The sequence below is a fragment of the Bradyrhizobium ivorense genome (assembly GCF_900696085.1).
Lineage (GTDB): Bacteria > Pseudomonadota > Alphaproteobacteria > Rhizobiales > Xanthobacteraceae > Bradyrhizobium > Bradyrhizobium ivorense.
The window spans coordinates 188,806-206,980 of record NZ_CAADFC020000022.1 but is presented as its reverse complement, the minus strand read 5'-3'; the positions used below and the strand labels follow the sequence as shown (position 1 = coordinate 206,980).

The 18,175-nt window shown below is 65.6% G+C and carries 16 protein-coding genes; 12 read left to right on the top strand and 4 right to left on the bottom strand.

Going from position 1 to position 18,175, the window contains the following annotated elements:
• Nucleotides 1-278: ISAs1 family transposase (locus CI41S_RS28665; protein WP_172628226.1), on the top strand; the 278-nt coding region annotated here is incomplete at its 5' end.
• Nucleotides 279-324: 46 nt separating this feature from the next.
• Here the strand turns inward: CI41S_RS28665 and ald are convergent.
• On the bottom strand, nt 325-1,440 hold the full coding sequence (gene ald, locus CI41S_RS28660; RefSeq protein WP_139862620.1) for an alanine dehydrogenase: 1,116 nt from the start codon (nt 1,438-1,440) through the stop codon (nt 325-327).
• A 141-nt stretch (nt 1,441-1,581) separates the two neighbouring features.
• Between ald and CI41S_RS28655 the strand changes: the two genes are divergently transcribed.
• The 3 genes from CI41S_RS28655 (at nt 1,582) to CI41S_RS28645 (ending at nt 4,040) form a co-directional block, all read left to right on the top strand.
• Nucleotides 1,582-2,055, top strand: coding sequence for an Lrp/AsnC family transcriptional regulator (locus tag CI41S_RS28655; protein WP_244626722.1), 474 nt, complete (start codon nt 1,582-1,584; stop codon nt 2,053-2,055).
• A 256-nt stretch (nt 2,056-2,311) separates the two neighbouring features.
• A complete protein-coding gene (locus tag CI41S_RS28650) occupies nt 2,312-3,244 on the top strand; it encodes a hypothetical protein (protein WP_139862619.1) in 933 nt (310 codons plus the stop codon).
• A gap of 85 nt (nt 3,245-3,329) precedes the next feature.
• Nucleotides 3,330-4,040, top strand: coding sequence for a type 1 glutamine amidotransferase (locus tag CI41S_RS28645; protein WP_139862618.1), 711 nt, complete (start codon nt 3,330-3,332; stop codon nt 4,038-4,040).
• Here CI41S_RS28645 and CI41S_RS28640 read toward each other — a convergent pair whose 3' ends face one another.
• A complete protein-coding gene (locus CI41S_RS28640; protein ID WP_139862617.1) occupies nt 4,041-4,976 on the bottom strand; it encodes a LysR family transcriptional regulator in 936 nt (311 codons plus the stop codon).
• Between the two features lie 241 nt (nt 4,977-5,217).
• Between CI41S_RS28640 and CI41S_RS28635 the strand changes: the two genes are divergently transcribed.
• The 3 genes from CI41S_RS28635 to CI41S_RS28625 all read left to right on the top strand — a co-directional run bounded on the left by CI41S_RS28635 (nt 5,218) and on the right by CI41S_RS28625 (nt 8,506).
• A complete protein-coding gene (locus CI41S_RS28635) occupies nt 5,218-6,546 on the top strand; it encodes an MFS transporter (protein ID WP_139862616.1) in 1,329 nt (442 codons plus the stop codon).
• Nucleotides 6,547-6,562: 16 nt separating this feature from the next.
• Nucleotides 6,563-7,588 (top strand): amidohydrolase family protein, encoded by a 1,026-nt coding sequence (locus CI41S_RS28630; protein ID WP_139862615.1) that lies wholly within the window; start codon nt 6,563-6,565, stop codon nt 7,586-7,588.
• Nucleotides 7,589-7,831: 243 nt separating this feature from the next.
• Nucleotides 7,832-8,506 carry an RraA family protein gene (locus CI41S_RS28625; protein WP_139862614.1) on the top strand — a complete coding sequence of 225 codons (675 nt, stop codon included), beginning with the start codon at nt 7,832-7,834 and terminating at the stop codon, nt 8,504-8,506.
• A gap of 63 nt (nt 8,507-8,569) precedes the next feature.
• On the opposite strand, the gene CI41S_RS28620 is transcribed toward CI41S_RS28625, so the two are convergent.
• Nucleotides 8,570-8,911: a hypothetical protein gene (locus CI41S_RS28620; protein WP_229178799.1), complete on the bottom strand. Its 342-nt coding sequence runs from the start codon at nt 8,909-8,911 to the stop codon at nt 8,570-8,572.
• 204 nt (nt 8,912-9,115) lie between these two features.
• On the opposite strand from CI41S_RS28620, the gene CI41S_RS28615 reads away from it, so the two are divergent.
• From CI41S_RS28615 to CI41S_RS28600, 4 genes are all read left to right on the top strand, one after another.
• Complete coding sequence (locus CI41S_RS28615; protein WP_139862613.1) at nt 9,116-10,207, top strand: TRAP transporter substrate-binding protein; 1,092 nt, start codon at nt 9,116-9,118, stop codon at nt 10,205-10,207.
• A gap of 422 nt (nt 10,208-10,629) precedes the next feature.
• Entirely contained in the window at nt 10,630-11,517 is an 888-nt protein-coding gene (locus CI41S_RS28610) for a LysR family transcriptional regulator (protein ID WP_139862612.1), read from the top strand.
• 146 nt (nt 11,518-11,663) lie between these two features.
• Complete coding sequence (locus tag CI41S_RS28605; RefSeq protein ID WP_244626721.1) at nt 11,664-13,157, top strand: FAD-binding protein; 1,494 nt, start codon at nt 11,664-11,666, stop codon at nt 13,155-13,157.
• Between the two features lie 269 nt (nt 13,158-13,426).
• Entirely contained in the window at nt 13,427-15,910 is a 2,484-nt protein-coding gene (locus CI41S_RS28600; RefSeq protein WP_283813141.1) for a TonB-dependent receptor, read from the top strand.
• Between the two features lie 42 nt (nt 15,911-15,952).
• On the opposite strand, the gene CI41S_RS28595 is transcribed toward CI41S_RS28600, so the two are convergent.
• The gene (locus CI41S_RS28595; RefSeq protein WP_172628225.1) at nt 15,953-16,573 is read right to left on the bottom strand and encodes a hypothetical protein; all 621 of its coding nucleotides are present in this window, start codon (nt 16,571-16,573) and stop codon (nt 15,953-15,955) included.
• Between the two features lie 361 nt (nt 16,574-16,934).
• On the opposite strand from CI41S_RS28595, the gene tuf reads away from it, so the two are divergent.
• Entirely contained in the window at nt 16,935-18,140 is a 1,206-nt protein-coding gene (gene tuf / locus CI41S_RS28590; RefSeq protein ID WP_139862611.1) for an elongation factor Tu, read from the top strand.
• Nucleotides 18,141-18,175: the final 35 nt, after the last annotated feature.

Sequence of the window (18,175 nt, the reverse complement as noted above, 5' to 3'; positions counted from 1 at the left end):
TTCTGGCCTCGCGCGTGCTGTCTGCCAGGAAACTGCTCGAAGTCGTGCGCGCCCATTGGAGCATCGAGAACAACCTGCACTGGGTTCTCGACGTTCTATTCGACGAGGACGCCTGCCGCAGCCGCAAGGATCATGCCGCGGAAAATCTCGCCGTCATCCGCAAGCTGGCCATCAATGTCCTGCAGGCAACGCCAGGTCCAGCCCGCATCAGCCACAAAATGCTCCAGGCCAGATGGAACAACGACTTCCTTCTCTCCGCCCTCGCCCATATGCGATAGCCCTACCTTTTCAAGGGGAGGTTTGACCCGCACGAGATCGGGACTCTCACGACGCCAGTGCCTCCTCCGGCATCACAACGGCGAGGTTCTGGCTCTCGGCGACGGCGCGGTTGGTGATGCGGCCGCGATGGATGTTGAGGCCGGCGCGCAGATGCGGGTCCTCGACCAGCGCGCGCAAGCCCTTCGCTGCCAGCGCCAGGCCGAACGGCAGCGTGGCGTGGTTGAGCGCGTGGCTCGACGTCACCGGCACCGCGCCCGGCATGTTGGCGACGCAGTAATGCACGATGTCGTCGACCAGATAGGTCGGCGCCTGGTGCGTGGTCGGCTTCGAGGTTTCGAAGCAGCCGCCCTGGTCGATCGCGACATCGACCAGCACCGCGCGGCGCTTCATGCTGGAAAGTTGCGCGCGCGACACGAGCTTTGGTGCGCTGGCGCCGGGCACCAGCACCGCGCCGATCACGACATCGGCGGCGATGATTTCCTGCTCGATCGCCTCCAGCGTGGCGAAGCGGGTGCGGACGCGCCCGGCGAAGAGATCGTCGAGCAGGCGCAGCCGCGCCAATGAGCGGTCGAGGATGGTGACGTCGCTGCCGAGCCCGGCCGCCATCCGCGCCGCATGGGTGCCGACCACGCCGCCGCCGATGATCGCGACCCTGGCCGGCGGCACGCCGGGCACGCCGCCGAGCAGCTTGCCCATGCCGTCGGCGGATTTGCGCAGCGCCGCGCCCGCGGCCTCGATCGCAAGCCGGCCGGCGACCTCGCTCATCGGCGCCAGCAGCGGCAGCCCGCCATGCGCGTCGGTGACGGTCTCATAGGCGACTGCGGTGCAGCCGGAGGCGAGCAGGCCCTTGGTCTGCGGCACGTCGGGCGCGAGATGCAGATAGGTGAAGAGGATCTGGCCTTCGCGCAAGCGTGTCCATTCCGACGGCTGCGGCTCCTTCACCTTCACGATCATGTCGGCCGTGGCAAACACCTCGTCGGCGGTGTCGGCGACGCTGGCGCCGGCCTGCCGGTAGACGTCATCGCCGGCGCCGATGCCTTCGCCGGCGCCGCGCTGGACCACGACCTCATGCCCATGCGCGACATATTCGCGGACCGACGCCGGGGTCAGTCCGACACGATACTCTTCGATCTTGATCTCCTTGGGCACGCCGATGCGCATGGTCCGCTCCTGAAATGAATCACTCCCGTTAACGTTGAGGCTATTCCTCACCACATGGCGTTTCTCAGCGAAATCCGGCTTGCTCACAGCCGAATACGCTCATATCCTTCGCACCTGACGGCATTCTTAGAGGAAAGCTGCGTGGACGGTCTCGACCGCATCGATCTCCGTATCCTGGCCGAGCTGGTGCTGGATGCCCGCGCCAGCCAGATCGAGCTGGCGGAGAAGGTCGGGCTGTCGCCGACCGCCTGCGCGCGACGCATCCGTCATCTCGAGGAGACCGGCGTCATCAGAGGCTACCGCGTCGATCTCGAACCATCAGCGCTCGGTCTCGTGACCACAGTCGTCGTCACCATCACGCTGGAGAAGCAGAGCGAGGATTATCTGGCGGCGTTCGAGGCCGCGATCGCGCGCTGCCCCGACGTCGTCTCCTGCCACCTGATGTCCGGCAGCGACGATTATCACCTGCAGGTCATCGCGCGCGACATCGCCGACTTCGAGCGCATCCACAAGCAGCACCTGTCGCGAATGCCGGGCGTCGCCCGCATCCATTCCAGTTTTGCGATGCGCGAAGTGGTCCGCCGCACCATCCCGGAAACCGCGCTGCGCGGCTGAGGCAGGGCCTCCTCGCCGCATCTCCTCATGAGGATGACGGTCAGCGTAGTTCTGTGACACGTCGTGCCGGCGAAAAGCCGGGACGACACTGAATGGTTTGGTGCCGCTCGTGAGTCATGCGTTACTCCCGCATCCCCGCACCTCACACCCCCGCCCCGCTCCCACACGCATTTTTTAGTCGTGATTCGCGGACATTTGTGACAGAATTGCTACATATCAATGTCGGTTCGGTAACACGCGGAGCGGTGAATTGAGCATGAAGCGTCAGGCACGGCCGGTTTCGCTGGCCTGGTCCAATCCGGTGGTCAGGTGGTGGGGCCTGCTGACGCTGGTCAGCGCCGCCAACATCGCGGTCTGGTTTGTGCTGTACCGCCAGTTCCACGAGCAGAGCAGCGGCAGCCTGGGCAACTCGTCCGGCATCGGCCTGATGCTGCTGCTGTGCGCGGCCTATGTGTTCGGCTGCGCCTTTCGCTCGATCCTGCCGCGCGCCGACGTGCAGCGCATCTGCCTGTTCGACACCTGGCTGTCGAGCGTCGCGGTCGGGCGAACCGTCGCCACCGTCGCCGAGGTCTGCTTCGCCGCGCAATGGGCGATCGTGCTGCATCAGCTCGGCACCATGACCGGCGCCGAGACCACGGTGAACATCGCATGGATCATCGTGCCGCTGATCCTGATCGCGGAAGCCTTCTCCTGGTATGCGGTGCTGACCACGCACTATCTCGGCAACGCGATCGAGAATTCGATCTGGGCCGTGGTGTTCTTCCTGGTCGGCATCGCGCTGTGCCGGCTGCTGCCGGAGTTTCACGGTCCGGTGCGCTGGGCGTTCGTCATCGCGATCATCGGCATCACCGGCTATCTCGCCTTCCTGATGACGGTCGACGTGCCGATGTATCTGAACCGCTGGCGCGCCGAGCTCGCCGCCGGCGGCACGCTGCTGCACCCGCTCGAAGGCCTGCGCGACGTCAGCACACGCTGGGTCGTCACCCACGACATCGCCGAATGGCGCGAGGAAATCGCCTGGATGTCGCTGTATTTCAGCATGGCGGTGTGGTCGAGCCTTGCGCTGTGCGTCGGCTATTCGCTCGAGGACCAGCTGCCGCGCTACCGCACCGAGCGGGCGATCGTCAGCACGACGCCGGCAGCGCCGCAGACCGCGACGATCGAGCAGGCCGCGCCGCCGCGGAATTGATCGGATAGCCGCCGCGCGCGGCTTGTGGCCGGACGCGCTTTCGGAGTAAAGGCGGGGCCGTCCTCCGCTCATCCGCCGGCCGTCCATGCCCCGCATCACCATCATCGAAACCGGTCTCGTCAATGCGCAGCTCCGCGCGCGCCACGGCAGCTATCCGCAGATGTTCGCGCGAATGGTCGCCGCCGCCGATGGGTCGATCGCCTGCGACACAGTCAGCATTCCCAATGGCGAGCGACTTCCGGACCCCGCCAGCCTTGATGCGATCCTGATCACGGGATCACCGGCCGGCGTCTATGACGAATTCGACTGGATCGCCCCGCTCGAAGCTCTCGTGCGCGCGGCCCATGACCGGCGCACACCGATGGTCGGCGTGTGCTTCGGCCATCAGCTGATCGCGCAGGCGCTCGGCGGCACGGTGCGCAAATCCGACAAGGGCTGGGGCATGGGACGTCACGTCTACCGGCTGGCGCAAGACAACGGGCTGATCGCGGGCGAAGAGATCGCCGTCGCCTGCTCGCATCAGGATCAGGTGATCGCCCCGCCCGCCGCCGCGCGCACCATCATGGCGTCCGATTTCACGCCGCATGCCGGACTGCTTTACGATGGCGGCACCACGCTGTCGGTGCAGCCGCATCCGGAATTTTCTATCGACTATGCCGACGCGCTGTGCGACCTGCACCGCGGCCGCGCGCCCGACGCGCAGGTCGTTTCAGCCAAGGCCTCGCTCGCCGAACCGCTCGATCACGCCAAACTCGGCGGCGTGATCACGCGTTTCCTGACCCGTCCGCGCGGCTGATCAGCGGCCGGCGGCGGCAACCTCCGCCGCAAGCGGCGGCCCGCTGCGCGACGCCGCCTGCAGCGCGCATTCGACGAAACGCCGCGGCAGCAGCGAGGCGCTGGAGCGCATCGCCACCAGCATCCGGCTCTCGGCGTCAGGCGTATCCAACGTCTTGGCGACGACGTTCATGACGCCGGCCTGCTGATAGCAGGACGGCAGCACCGAGATCCCGATTCCCGCCGCCACCAGACTGAGCACGGTGCGCAGCTCATGCGCCTCCTGCGCAATGCGCGGCACGAAGCCGGCGCGCCGGCACAGCATCGCGGCCTGGTCGCCGACGCCGCAGCCGCTCTCGGCCATGCCGACGAATTCGTAGTCGGCGAGATCGGCCATCTGCAATTTGCCCGGCGCGGCGGCGAGCGGATGATCCAGCGGCAGAAACGCCATCAGCCGATCGCGCCAGACCACGTGCACCTGCAGGTCGGCTGCGGGACGGAAGTCGAGCGGCGGCCGCATGATCGCGACATCGAGCTCGGCATCGGCCATCGCCTGCAGCTGCTTTGCGGTCGACATGTGCCTGAGCTCGATCTTCACCCGCGGATAGCTGGCGCGGAAGCTGCGGAACAGTTCGGCGAACATGTCGAGCATCGGCACCGAGTCGGTAAAACCGACGCGGACCACGCCGGCTTCGCCGCGCGCGGCCCGGCGCACCGTCTCCGACGCGAGATCGAGCTCGCCGACGGCGCGCCGCGCGTGCTCGAGCAGCAAGTGGCCGGCCTGGGTCAGCTCGACGGCGCGCCGCGTCCGCGACAGCAGCTGGGTGCCGAGTTCCTCCTCCATCGCCTTGATCTGCGTGCTCAGCGGCGGCTGGCTGACATGCAGACGCTTTGCGGCGCGGCTGAAGCTCAGCTCCTCGGCGACGGCGATGAAGTAGCGAAGCTGCCGGTAGTCCATCGCTTATTCCGTTTCCCTATAAGTGAGGGGTCAAAGCGGTATTTGACCTCCCCGGACCGTTTCCCGATCTTGGCGACAAAATGCCGATGCTCCATGGGGAGCAAAGGGGGAAGGCGAAATATGCATCACGACCGGGTGCTGGAGCGCAGCGCGCACTGCCGGTCTGCCATGCGAATTCGCGGCGGAGACTAACCCCAACCTTGGTCCGCCGGCGCCAACAATGACAAGACGAGAGGAAACAATGGCCCAACCTGCCGTCAGCGACCTGGAGCGCCAGACCATCCGCCGCGTCTACTGGCGGCTGATCCCGATCCTGTTCGCGATGATGTTCTTCAACTATCTCGACCGCATCAATCTCGGCTACGCCGGGCTGACCATGAACCAGGATCTCGGCTTCAGCCCGGCGATCTTCGGCTTCGCGGCCAGCATCTTCTTCCTCGGCTACATGGTGCTGGAGGTGCCGAGCAATCTCATGCTGCATCTGCTCGGCGCACGAATCTGGCTCGCGCGCATCCTGATCACCTGGGGGCTGGTCGCGGCGCTGACCGCCTTCGTCTGGAATCCGTTCGGCCTCTATGTGATGCGGTTCGGCCTCGGCGTCGCGGAAGCCGGCTTCATGCCCGGCGTCGTGCTCTATCTGACCTACTGGTTTCCGTCGCGCTATCGCGCCCGAGCTGTCGCCGGCTACATCATCGCCGGCTCGTTCTCGGCTGTGCTGGGCGGGCCGATCTCAACCAGCATCATGACCTGGTTCGACGGCGCCGGCGGCCTGCATGGCTGGCAGTGGATGTTCCTCGCCGAGGGCGTGCCCACCATTCTGCTCGGCCTGTTCACGCTCTATTATCTGACCGACCGCCCGGCCAAGGCGAGCTGGCTCAGCAAAGAGCAGGCCGACTGGCTGGAGGGCGAGCTCGCCGCCGAGCGGGCCGAGATCGAGCAACAGGGGCAGCACAGGGTGATCGACTGCGTCCTCGATATCAGGGTCTGGCTGCTGGCGGCTCTCTTCGGCTGCGCGCTGGTCGGCATCTATGGCCTGTTGCTGTGGCTGCCGCAGATCATCAAGGGCATGGGCGAGCTCAGCAACATCCAGGTCGGGTTTCTCTCGGCGATCCCGCCGCTGCTCGGCGTCGTAGGCACCATCGTGGTCAGCCGCAGCTCGGACAAGACCGGCGACCGCAAGTTTCATCTTGCCGGCGTCTATCTGCTGGCGGCGATCGCGATGCTCGGCAGCGCCTATGTGCACAGCCCGGTGCTGGCGTTCGTGTTCCTCTGCATCGTCGGCTTCAGCCTGAACGCCGGCAATCCGTTGTTCTGGAGCATCAACGCCTCGCTGTTGACCGGTGCGGCCGGTGCCGCCTCGATCGCGATGGTCAACACGCTCGCGCAGTTCGGCGGGCTGATCGGCCCGTGGTGCATCGGCCTGATCAAGGATTCCACCGGCAGCTTCTCCTGGGCGCTGGTCGGAATCGCCGGCTTCCTGATCGTCGCCTCCGCCATCGCCGCCACCATGCGCGTCAAGCCGCGCGAGGCGGAGCTGACGCACGCGATCCCGTCATCCGCTACGCATTAGAAGAGAGAGTGCAATCATGATCATCGACTGCCACGGCCACTACACCACCGAGCCGCCAAAACTGCACGCGTTCCGCGACAAGCAGCTCGCCGGCCTCGCCGACAAGAGCCGTCGCCCGCTCACCACCAATCTCGGCATCAGCGACGACGAGATTCGCGACAGCGTGCAGGGCGCGCAGCTCAAGCTGCAGAAGGAGCGCGGCACCGACGTCACCATCTTCTCGCCGCGCGCCGCCGGCATGGCGCATCACGTCGGCAAGGAAGCCACCAGCGTGGAATGGACCACGATCTGCAACGACATGGTGCACCGGGTCTGCACGCTGTTTCCGAACAATTTCGTGCCGGTCTGCCAGCTGCCGCAGAGCCCCGGCGTGCAGCCGAAAAACTGCATCGCCGAGCTGGAGCGCTGCGTCACCCAGCTCGGCTTCGTCGGCTGCAACCTCAACCCCGATCCGGCCGGCGGCTACTGGTGCGATCCGCCGCTGACCGACGAGTGGTGGTTTCCGCTCTATGAGAAGATGGTCGAGCTCGACGTGCCGGCAATGGTCCACGTCTCCTCGTCCTGCAATCCCTGTTTTCACGGCACCGGCGCGCATTACCTGAACGGCGACACCACCGCCTTCATGCAGTTTCTGACCTCCGATCTGTTCAAGCGCTTCCCGACGCTCCGCTTCATCATCCCGCATGGCGGCGGCGCGGTGCCCTATCACTGGGGCCGCTACCGTGGCCTCGCGCAAGACATGAAGCTGCCGCCGCTGTCGGAGCATCTGCTCAAGAACGTGTACTTCGACACCTGCGTCTATCACCTCCCCGGCATCGAGCTCTTGACCCGGGTGATCCCGGTCGAGAACATCCTGTTCGCCTCCGAGATGGTCGGCGCCGTCCGCGGCATCGATCCCGAGACCGGCCATCACTTCGACGACACCCGCCGCTATATCGACGCCTTGCCGCTGAGCGCCGAGGACAAGGCCAAGATCTTCGAAGGCAACGCCCGCCGCGTCTATCCCCGCCTCAACGCCCATCTCGACCGCCGCGCGCATTAGAGAAGACCGATTGCATCGATCCGGCCGCAGGCTCGTTCACCTCTCCCGCTTGCGGGGGAGGTCGGATCGCATCGCAAGATGCGATCCGGGTGGGGGCTTTCTCCACGATATGATTGGTGGAGAGAGCCCCACCCCGACCCTCCCCCGCAAGCGGGAGAGGGAGTACACCTCCTGCGCGGCAGCGATGCGACCCGATCCAATCACGTTCCAAGCAATCAAACTCAGAACACCCGGAGAAAACCGATGGCCATTGGATTTGCAATTCACAAGACGAAACGAAAAGTGTCGCCCGATCTGGTCGCGCGCTACCGCACGCTCCCCGTCGCCAATATCAGCGACGTGATGTCGCGGATCGCGGGCACCAACCGGTTGCGGCCGATGCATGGCGGCGGCTGGCTCGGCGGCCCGGCACTGACCGTCAAGACCCGGCCCGGCGACAATCTGATGGTGCACAAGGCGATCGATCTGGCGCAGCCGGGTGACGTCATCGTCGTCGACGCCGGCGGCATCCTGGTCAACGCCATCATCGGCGAGATCATGTCGACGCTCGCCGAGAAGAAGGGCGTCGCGGGTTTTGTCATCGACGGCTCGATCCGCGATGCCGGCGCGATCCGCGCCGGATCGTTCCCGGTGTTCGCCGCCGGCGTCGCGCATCGCGGTCCTTACAAGGACGGCCCGGGCGAGATCAACTGCGCGATCTCGATCGACGGCATGATCGTCGAGCCCGGCGACCTCATCGTCGCCGATGACGACGGCGTGCTGTGCGTGCCCTATGACCAGGCCGCGGAAATCTGCAAGCAGACCGAAGCCAAGAAGGCGAGCGAGGAAAAGGCGATCCAGCAGATCCTCGCCGGCACGCCCGATCGCCGCTGGGTCGACGAAACGCTGGCGCGGCTCGGCTGCGAGTACAAGGACTGACTCGTATTTTTTGCGGCAGAGCGCGGCGTCACGTCTGCCTGAAAGCAGACATGCGCCGCGATTTCAATCCGCGTGCAGCAGCCGGTAGACCGATTTGAAGCGGAAGGACTGCTTGCCGGCCAGCGCAGTGGCTTCGAACTCGGCGGCCTCATCCGTATAGGTGCCGGAAAATCCGATGCTGATGGTCTTGCGCGCCCAGGGATAGGTTGCGGAAATCGGCGAGTGCTCCCGGCTCGTCATCTCGCCTTTCCACTTGCCGTTCGCAGAGGTGTAGCTGCCGACGGTGTAGTAGAATCCGCCGCCGCCGCGCATCATGCCGTCGCGCAGCACCATGACGTGCCGGTTGTAGGCCTCCACGCCGTCCAGAAATCGCGTCTCGGCCAGGTAAAGTCCGTTTCTGATCATGATCCGATGCCGCGCAATCGCGAGCGTCGCCGCGCCCTGCTGTCCCCGGAGCGGATACAAACTGCGCGTCCTGCCGGCACTTTACAAGCCCGCAGGCCCGCAAGGCACCTTCCACCCCTGCCCTGGAGCCAGTAATGATACCGGCCAGATCGTCCCGGACGGCGTCCCGCCCGGTGACCTGCCAGCCAAAGGAGTGTCCCCATCATGAAACGCCGTACGTTCCTCACAGGCGGCGCCCTCGCCGGCGCAACCACGCTGGTTGCGGCGCCTGCGATCGCGCAGAGCATGCCCGAGATCAAATGGCGTTTGACGTCGAGCTTTCCGAAGTCGCTCGACACCATCTTCGGCACAGCGCAGACCTTTGCGAAATACGTCGCCGATGTCACCGACAACAAGTTTCAGATCCAGACCTTTGCGGCCGGCGAGCTCGTGCCCGGCCTGCAGGCGCTCGATGCGGTCAGCTCCGCGACCGTCGAGATGGCGCAGACGCCGCTGTATTTCTACATCGGCAAGGAGCCGGCGCTGGCCTATGCCACCGGCGTGCCGTTCGGCATGAACCATCGCCACCAGGAATCCTGGTGGGCGTTCGGCGGCGGCGCCGATCTGTGCAACGAGGCGCTGAAACCGTTCAAGGCGCATGCGATCCTTGCCGGCAACTCCGGCACCCAGATGGGCGGCTGGTTCCGCAAGGAGATCAAGACGGTCGACGACCTGAAGGGCCTCAAGTTTCGCATCGCCGGCATGGGCGGCCATGTACTGGCGCGGCTCGGCATCGTGCCGCAGCAGATCGCGGGCGGCGAGGTCTATGCCGCGCTCGAGAAAGGATCGATCGATGCCGCCGAGTTCGTCGGCCCCTATGACGACGAGAAGCTCGGCTTCTACAAGGTGGCGAAATACTACTACTTCCCCGGCTGGTGGGAAGGCGGCGCGATGCTGCACATGATCGTCAACGACGAGAAGTGGAATGGCTTGCCGAAGCAATACCAGGCGGTGCTGAACCAGGCTGGTGCTGCGGCAGGCGCCTGGATGCTGGAAAAATATGACAGCGTGAACCCGGCCGCGCTGAAGCGGCTGGTCGCCGGCGGGGCCGAGCTGCGCGCCTTCCCGCAGCCGGTGATGGAGGCCAGCTACCAGGCCACGCAGGACCACCTCAACGAGATTTCCGAGAAGAGCCCGCTGTTCAAGAAGACGCGCGAGAGCCACGACGCCTATATGAAGGAAGTGCTGTTCTACACCCAGATCGCGGAGAACTATTACGACAACTATTTGCTCAGCAAAATGCGCAAGACAGGCTGAGTTGAACCTGTGACCCGTAGCCCGGATGGAGCGCAGCGAAATCCGGGAACGGTGCGCCCGCGGATAGAGGATCCCGGATTGCGCTTCGCTTCATCCGGGCTACAGGACTGCATGCAGGTATCATAGTGCAAACGCTTCCGCCCGTGGTTCCACGGGCCGGAACACCGTACTGATCCGGATTTCTGATAAACCAGGATGATCGTAATACGGTCCCTGCCGGCGCGACCGTAACTTGCGAAGCATTTTATACGATTGAGTTTTTAGAGGATCCATTTCAACCGGCAGAAAAGGACCGTCACGTCGACGGTCCTTTTTTCGTTTCAGCGATCCAATTCGCACCACGGGTTCCAGCCCGAGCTGCGCCCTGACAATCGCACAGCACCGTAATATCCTCCCACCATCCGATAGAATGAGGTGGCGCTGTGGAGGATATCGAGGCCTTTCTCGCCGTGATCGAGGCCGGCAGCCAGACCGCGGCGGCGCGCCGGCTCGGCCGCTCGCTGCAATCGGTCAACCGCTCGCTGATGACGCTGGAGCGCAGCGTCGGCGTCGAGCTGGTGCGGCGAACCACGCGTCGATCGTTCCCGACCGAGGCCGGGCTCGCGTTCTACCGGCGCGTCAAGCCGGCGCTTGCCGAGATCACCGAGGCGCGGCTGGAGGCGGCGAGCCAGCGCGGCGAACCGTCGGGCCTGCTGCGCATCGCTGCACCCGTGCAGTTCGCCTCCGCCTTCGTCGTGCCTGTCATCGCGGACTTCATCGCGCGCTACCCGCTGATCAAGGCCGAGCTCAAGGCCTCGGACCGCGCCGTCGACGTGGTCGGCGACGGCTTTGACGTTGCCGTTCGGATCAGGGACTTGCCGGATTCGTCGCTGAAGGCGCGGCGGCTCGGCGAAATTCGCACCGTCGTCTATGGCGCGCCGGGCTACTTTGCCCGTTACGGCCGGCCGGATCATCCCGATGCGCTCACGCGTCATCGCTGCGTGCGGCGCATCAGCAGCGACGGCGAACCGGAGCTGTGGCGCTTTCAGATCGACGGCGAGCCAAAGGCGGTTCGGGTCAACGGCTGCTTCGAGAGCGACAATTCGGCGGCGCTGTGCGCGGCGGCGCGTGACGGTCTCGGCCTCGGCTACGGACCGTTCTGGCAGATCCGCGATCTCTTCAACGAGAGCGCCGTCGAGATCGTGCTCGAGGAATTTGAAGCACCGCGCACGCCGATCCATGCGGTATTTCCGCCGAGCGGAATGCCAGCGGCCAAGACGCGGCTGTTTGCCGACCAACTCGCCACCCGGCTGAAGCACGAGCGGCTCTGAGACGCCGGCGCGCGTCGCCCGCCATTCTCCCGATTTGCGAGAAGGTGCTTCCCGCCCCGCACCGATTGTCCGTCCCAAGGGCCAAACCCAATGTGCAGGTGAACGGCAACGAGACGTGCCGGCATCGTGCACTTGAGGAGAGCCCCATGACCACGAACAGGCGCGCCCTGCTCGGCGCAGGACTTTGCATGACCGCAGCATTCGCGTCCCGCGCCGGGCTCGGGGCGATGCCGGCGCAGACGCCAGTGCAGGTTCAAGGCTGCGAATGGCCGGCGGCGAGCGGCGAGCTGCGCCAGTATGCATGCGACTGGCTGCCGGTGGCCGGTGCGCTCGGCGACGATGGCGACGATCGCGCCGCCGCGTCCCGCGATTTCGGCAACATCGTTCAAAGACCGCCGCGCGCCGTGGTCAAGCCGGCCTCCGCCACCGATATCAGCAGCGCGCTCCGCGCCGCCGGCCGATCGGGGCAGAAGGTCGCAGCACGCGGACAGGGACACTCGACCTACGGCCGGGCGATGGCCGAGGGCGGTGTCGTCATCGACATGAGCGGGCTCAACGCGATCCATCGGATCGGCGCCGATCACATCGTCGTCGACGCCGGCGCGACCTGGGAGCGCGTGCTCGAGGCGACGCTGGCACACGGCCTCACCCCGCCGGTGCTCACCAACTATCTCGGCCTCTCCGTCGGCGGCACCATCGCGGTCGGTGGAATCGGCGGCAGCACCTCGCGCCACGGCATGCAGACCGACCATGTTCTGGAGCTCGACATCGTCACAGGAAGCGGCGAGCCACTGACTTGCTCGCGGGGATCGAACGCAGATCTGTTCGACGCAGCGCGCGCCGGCCTCGCACAATGCGGCCTGATCACGCGCGCGACGTTAAAGCTGGTGCGCGCGCCGGAACGGGTGCGGCGCTATCAGCTGTTCTATCAGGACCTCGCCTCGCTGGCGGTGGATCAGCGCCGCGCGCTGCAAGCCGATCGCTTCGATCAATTGCAGGGCGCCATTCTCCCCGACGGCAAGTCGGGCTGGCGATACCAGCTCGAAGGCGCGCTGTTCTACGGCAAGGCCTCGCCTCCGGACGACAATACGGTGTTCGCCTCGTTGTCGGGCAACCGCGAGACCGCCGTCGTCACCGATCTGACCTATCACGACGACGCGCTGGCCTTTGCCAAGCTGGAGGCGCTGCTCCGCTCGAAAGGCCATTGGTCCAATCCGCACCCCTGGCTGTTCACCTTCCTGCCCAACGTCAACGCCGAGCAGCTGGCCGATGAGATCCTCGGCCGCCTCTCCGGCGAGGACATCGGCCAGCTCGGACGAGTGACGTTTTATCCGCTGCGCACCCGCGCATCCGGTACCCCGCTGGTGCGGTGGCCCGAGGGCGGCGTGGCGTTCTGCTGCAACATCGTCCACATGCCGGCATCGGCCGACCCGGCGCAGGTCGATCGGCTGCTGGCGAACAACCGCTTGATCTACGACCGGGTCGTTGATGCGGGCGGCGTCCTGTATCCGGTCAGCGCCCTTCCGATGACGCCGCAGGACTGGGAACATCACTTCGGGCCCGCCTGGCCAAAGCTGCGCCAAGCCAGGCGACGCTACGATCCGCTCGGCCTGCTGACCCCCGGCTACAATTTGTTCTAAGGCCGCCCGAAACCGGCCGGAACGCCGCCCGTTGCAGCCCCACGAGACCCGATCGGGAATTTTTCCCGATACCATCCGGAAAAGAATCCCGGCCGCCAGAAACGAATCCTGTTTGCCAAAGCCGGATCGCTTGAGCAGTCTCGAAGCCGCAAGGTTCGTTGGGGACAATGACGGACCGGGACTGGGTGGTGGGCGCCATGGCTGCGACGTTGTTGCGTGCGGCAACTCGATATCGATCCTCTTGCTTTCGTGCGCGCGGGGCAGCAGTCATGCTGGTCGCGATCGGCGCCGCTGCGCCGTCGACCGTCCTGCACGCCCAGACCACCGCTCCCGTCACCGAACTGCCGCCGGTCAACGTGATCGCCCCGTCACCGCTGGCCGGCACCCGCAGCGCAAGGCCGGCGGCACGGCCCGCGGTTCGCAGCACGCGAACCGCCCGAACCCGAACCGCACCTGCTGCACCGGCGGCGGCGCCGGAAGGCGGCACGGCGGCCCCCGGCCCGTCCGACCGCGACTCGAGCCTGATCGATCGCGACAAGGTCCCGTCCAACACCGAGGTGCTGACGTCGCAGGATTTCAGCAGCAACTACTCGACCAATTTCCTCGACTCGGTGAACCGCAAGCTGCCGGGGGTCACCCTCGGCGACCACACCGGCAATCCATTCCAGCGCAATCTCGACTATCGCGGCTTCACCGCCTCGCCGGTGCAGGGCACGCCGCAGGGGCTCGCGGTCTATCAGAACGGCGTGCGCATCAACGAATCCTGGGGCGACGTCGTCAACTGGGACTTCATCCCGGAGAAGGCGATCGACCGGGTCTCGCTGTTCCCCAACAATCCGGTGTTCGGCCTCAACGCGATCGGCGGGGCGCTGAGCATCCAGATGAAGAATGGCTTCACCTATCAAGGCGTCGAGGGCGAATTGTTCGGCGGCTCCTACGGACGCGTGCAGAGCAGTGTGCAGGCCGGCGGCCAGAAGGACAACGTCTCCGCCTATGCGGCGTTCGAATCCGCCTATGACCGCGGCTGGCGCGACTACGCCAATTCCTCCCACGTCAACCGGATGTATGTCGACGTCGGCGCGCGCAACGACCAGACCGAATTCCACGTCAACTTCACCGGCGCCGACAACATTCTCGGCAATGTCGCGGCGACGCCGATCCAGATGCTCAACCAGCGCTGGTCGAGTGTCTATACCTGGCCACAGACCACGCATCTGCAGCTCGCCTTCGTCAACGCGACGCTGAACCACAATTTTTCCGACACCTGGTCGTTCCAGGGCAACGCCTATTTCCGCGGCTTCCGGCAATCCCATGTCGACGGCAACGGCACCGACGTCGAGTCCTGCAACCGCGGCCGCAATCTGTGCCTCGACGGCGCGCAGGACAACATGCCGATCTTCGGCACGACGCCGGTGCCGAACACGCTTGGCACGGCTTTCCTTGGCGAGATCGACCGCAACACCGCTGCCACCAATTCGTACGGCGGCACCGCGCAGGTGACCGGCAGCGACAAGCTGTTCGGCCACGACAACCATGTCGTGATGGGCGTCAGCGTCGACCACGGCTACACCAAGTTCAACGCCACCAGCGAGCTCGGCACCATCGATCCGAACAATCTGTTCGTGACCGGCACCGGGATCTTCGTCAACCAGCCCGACGCCGGCCTCGCCCCGGTCGACCTGCACGCCACCAACACCTACACCGGCGTCTACCTGACCGACACGTTCGACGTGACCAACAAGTTCGCGGTAACCGCGGGCGGCCGATTCAACCTGGCGCAGATCGATTTGCAGGATCAGACCGGGACCAACCCGCTGCTCAACAGCAACAACCGCTTCCAGCGCCTGAATCCGGTGATCGGCGGCACCTACAAGATCACGCCGAACCTCACGGTGTATGCCGGCTACTCCGAAGCCAACCGCGCACCGACGCCGCTCGAGCTCGGCTGCTCCGATCCGGCGCGCCCCTGCGTGATCGACAGCTTCCTGATCGCCGATCCGCCGCTCAAGCAGGTGGTGGCGCACACCGTCGAGGCCGGAATCCGCGGTGGCTGGGGCCGCGACGCCAGGACCGGCGTGCTGAGCTGGGGCCTCGGCGGGTTCCGGACCCTGTCCGACGACGACATCATCCGCGTGACCAGCCCACTCGGCACGGGCAATTTCGGCTATTTCCAGAATGCCGGACAGACCCTGCGGCAAGGCATCGAGGCCAAGCTCGAATACCGCGTCGATCGCTGGAACGCCTACGCCAACTACACCTTCATCGACGCCACCTTCCAAAGCGCCAATACGCTGCCGTCGCCCAACAATCCGAATGCCATCACCGACCCGGCCAGCGGCTCCCAGTTCATCAACGTCAAGCCGGGCGATCACATCCCGGGCATTCCCGCGCACCGCTTCAAGGCTGGTGTCGAGTACCAAGCCAGCGACGCATGGAAGATCGGCGCGGACGTCAACGTGGTCGGCAGCCAATGGCTGATCGGCGACGACACCAACCAGAGCCCGAAGGTGCCGGCCTATGCGGTGCTGAACCTGCACACCTCCTACAAGATCACAGAGAATGTCGAGGTGTTCGGGCTGATCAACAACGTCTTCAACCAGCACTATTATCTCGGCGGCGCCTTCTTCGAGCCCGGCGGCTTCGCCAGCACCACGCGCGGCGTCACCAATCTGATGGCGCAGCTGACCGACCCGCGCACCTTCGTGCCAGGCATGCCGCTCGCGGCCTATGCCGGCATCAGGGCGAAGTTTTAGGCGGCGTCGGTTCAACCAACGCTCAGCTCCGGTTTGAAAGTTCTAGCGGCCGAACAGCAGCGGCGATTGGCCGGGCAGCAGCTGCGAATTGATGTCGCTGTCCATCCGCTCCGCCTGCGGCTGCGCAAAACTGGCGCCGATCGAGAGGCTGAGGTTCGAGGTCGGCCGGAACTCGACACCGCCGCGCACGGCATAGCCGGCGTTGGCGCTGGAACTGCCGCTGAACGGCGCCAGCGGCCCGCCGGCGCCGGGCGGATTGTATTTCAGACTGTCGAAGCCGGCGAAGAAGGTCACCGGCGAGGAGCCGTCGCCGCTCTTGAAATTGTAGCCGACCTGAGCGCCCTGATATTCATACGAGCCGAACGCGCCGGAGCGGCCGAACCCGCTCCAGCCGAAGCGGCCGCCCTCGCTGCCCATGAACCAGCCGTCCGAACGATTGGCGTTCAGCCAGGCACCTCCGCCCTGGGCGCTTGCAGCATCGAAACTCGGAAAGTTGCCGTAGGTGTCCGCCTTCTGAGCGTCGGCCAGACTGCCGCCGAATCCGAACAGCGAGCCCGGCGTCCAGTAGCGTACGGGATCGGCCTGCGCATGGGCCTGCTGGCCGCCCAGACAGAGCGCCGCCAGCAGCATTGCGAGGCCGCTTTTACTTGCGAAGATCGACATTCGAGTAACTGTCCCTCTGCCGGAATTATACCCGCCGGGCGGCGGGAACGCCAGCGCGGCGCGGTCGCGCAAGGCGCGCGGCTCTTGCCAATTGCGCAGCCAGCCCTTATGTACACGCCTCCTTGAAGACGAGAGCGACCCAGGTTTCCAACAATGCGGCAGTCACAGCGAGCATCGATGCTGATGACGGGAGGGCTAACCCCCTCGTCCGCCGCCAATCTGCTTTGGACCTGACCTCACCAATTCACACCTGACATTGGGAAGCGGCCCGGAGCGGAAGCGGCTCCGGGCGCCGAACGAGCTCTCGCGGTGCCTCGAGTCGTGCAAACCAGCACGGGAGCTCGCACACCACAGGTGTCCCATGGCCAAAGAGAAGTTCATCCGCCTCAAGCCCAACTGCAATGTTGGCACGATCGGCCACGTGGATCATGGCAAGACGACGCTGACGGCAGCGCTGACGAAGGTCTCGGCCGATAACGGCTGGGGCGCGTTCGTCTCCTACCAGGACGTTGCCAAGGCGTCGGCCGCGCAAGGTACGCGTGACGATTCGAAGATCCTGACCATTGCGACGAGCCACGTCGAGTTCTCGACGGCGGCGCGCCACTACTCGCATGTCGACTGCCCGGGCCACGCCGATTATGTGAAGAACATGATCACCGGCGCGGCGCAGATGGACGGCGCGATCCTGGTCGTCTCAGCGGTCGACGGACCGATGCCGCAGACCCGCGAGCACATCCTGCTCGCGCGCCAGGTCGGCGTGCCGCGCATCGTGGTGTTCCTGAACAAGTGCGATGTCGCCGACGACCCGGAGCTGGTCGATCTCGTCGAGATCGAGGTGCGCGACCTGTTGTCGAAGTACCAGTACGACGGCGACAACGTCCCGGTCGTGCGCGGGGCGGCGATGGCGGCGCTGCGCGGCGAGCAGGGTCCGCTTGCGGATCAGGCGATCCTGAAACTGTTCGAGGCGCTCGACAGCTATATCGAGCTCCCCGAGCGGCCGAATGATCGCCCGTTCCTGATGCCGATCGAGGGCGTGCAGTCGATCGCCGGCCGCGGCACCGTCGTGACCGGGCTGATCGAGCGCGGCGTCGTCAGGCTCGGCGACGAGGTCGAGATCGTCGGCCTCGGCGACACGAGAAAGTCGGTGGTGACGAGCATCGAGAGCTACCGGAAGATCCTCGATCAGGGGCAGGCCGGCGACAATGTCGGCTGCCTCTTGCGCGGGATCGACAAGGCGCTCGTGCAGCGCGGTCAGGTGCTGTCGCGTCCCGGTGGCGCGGCGCCGCACAAGACCTTCCGCGCGGAAGTGTATGTGCTGACGAAGGACGAAGGCGGGCGGCATACGCCCTTCTTCGCCAATTATCGTCCGCAGTTCTACTTCCGCACCGCCGACGTCACCGGCACCGTCCAGCTCGGCGATGGCGTCGAGATGGTGATGCCGGGCGACAGCGCCGAGTTCACGATCGAGCTCAACAAGCCGATCGCGCTCGAGGCGCGGTCGCGCTTTGCGATCCGTGAAGGCAACCGCACCGTCGGCGCGGGTGTCGTGACCGAAATCGTCGAGTGACGGATGGGCGCAAGCCGGGCCCCCGTTTGCTTGCG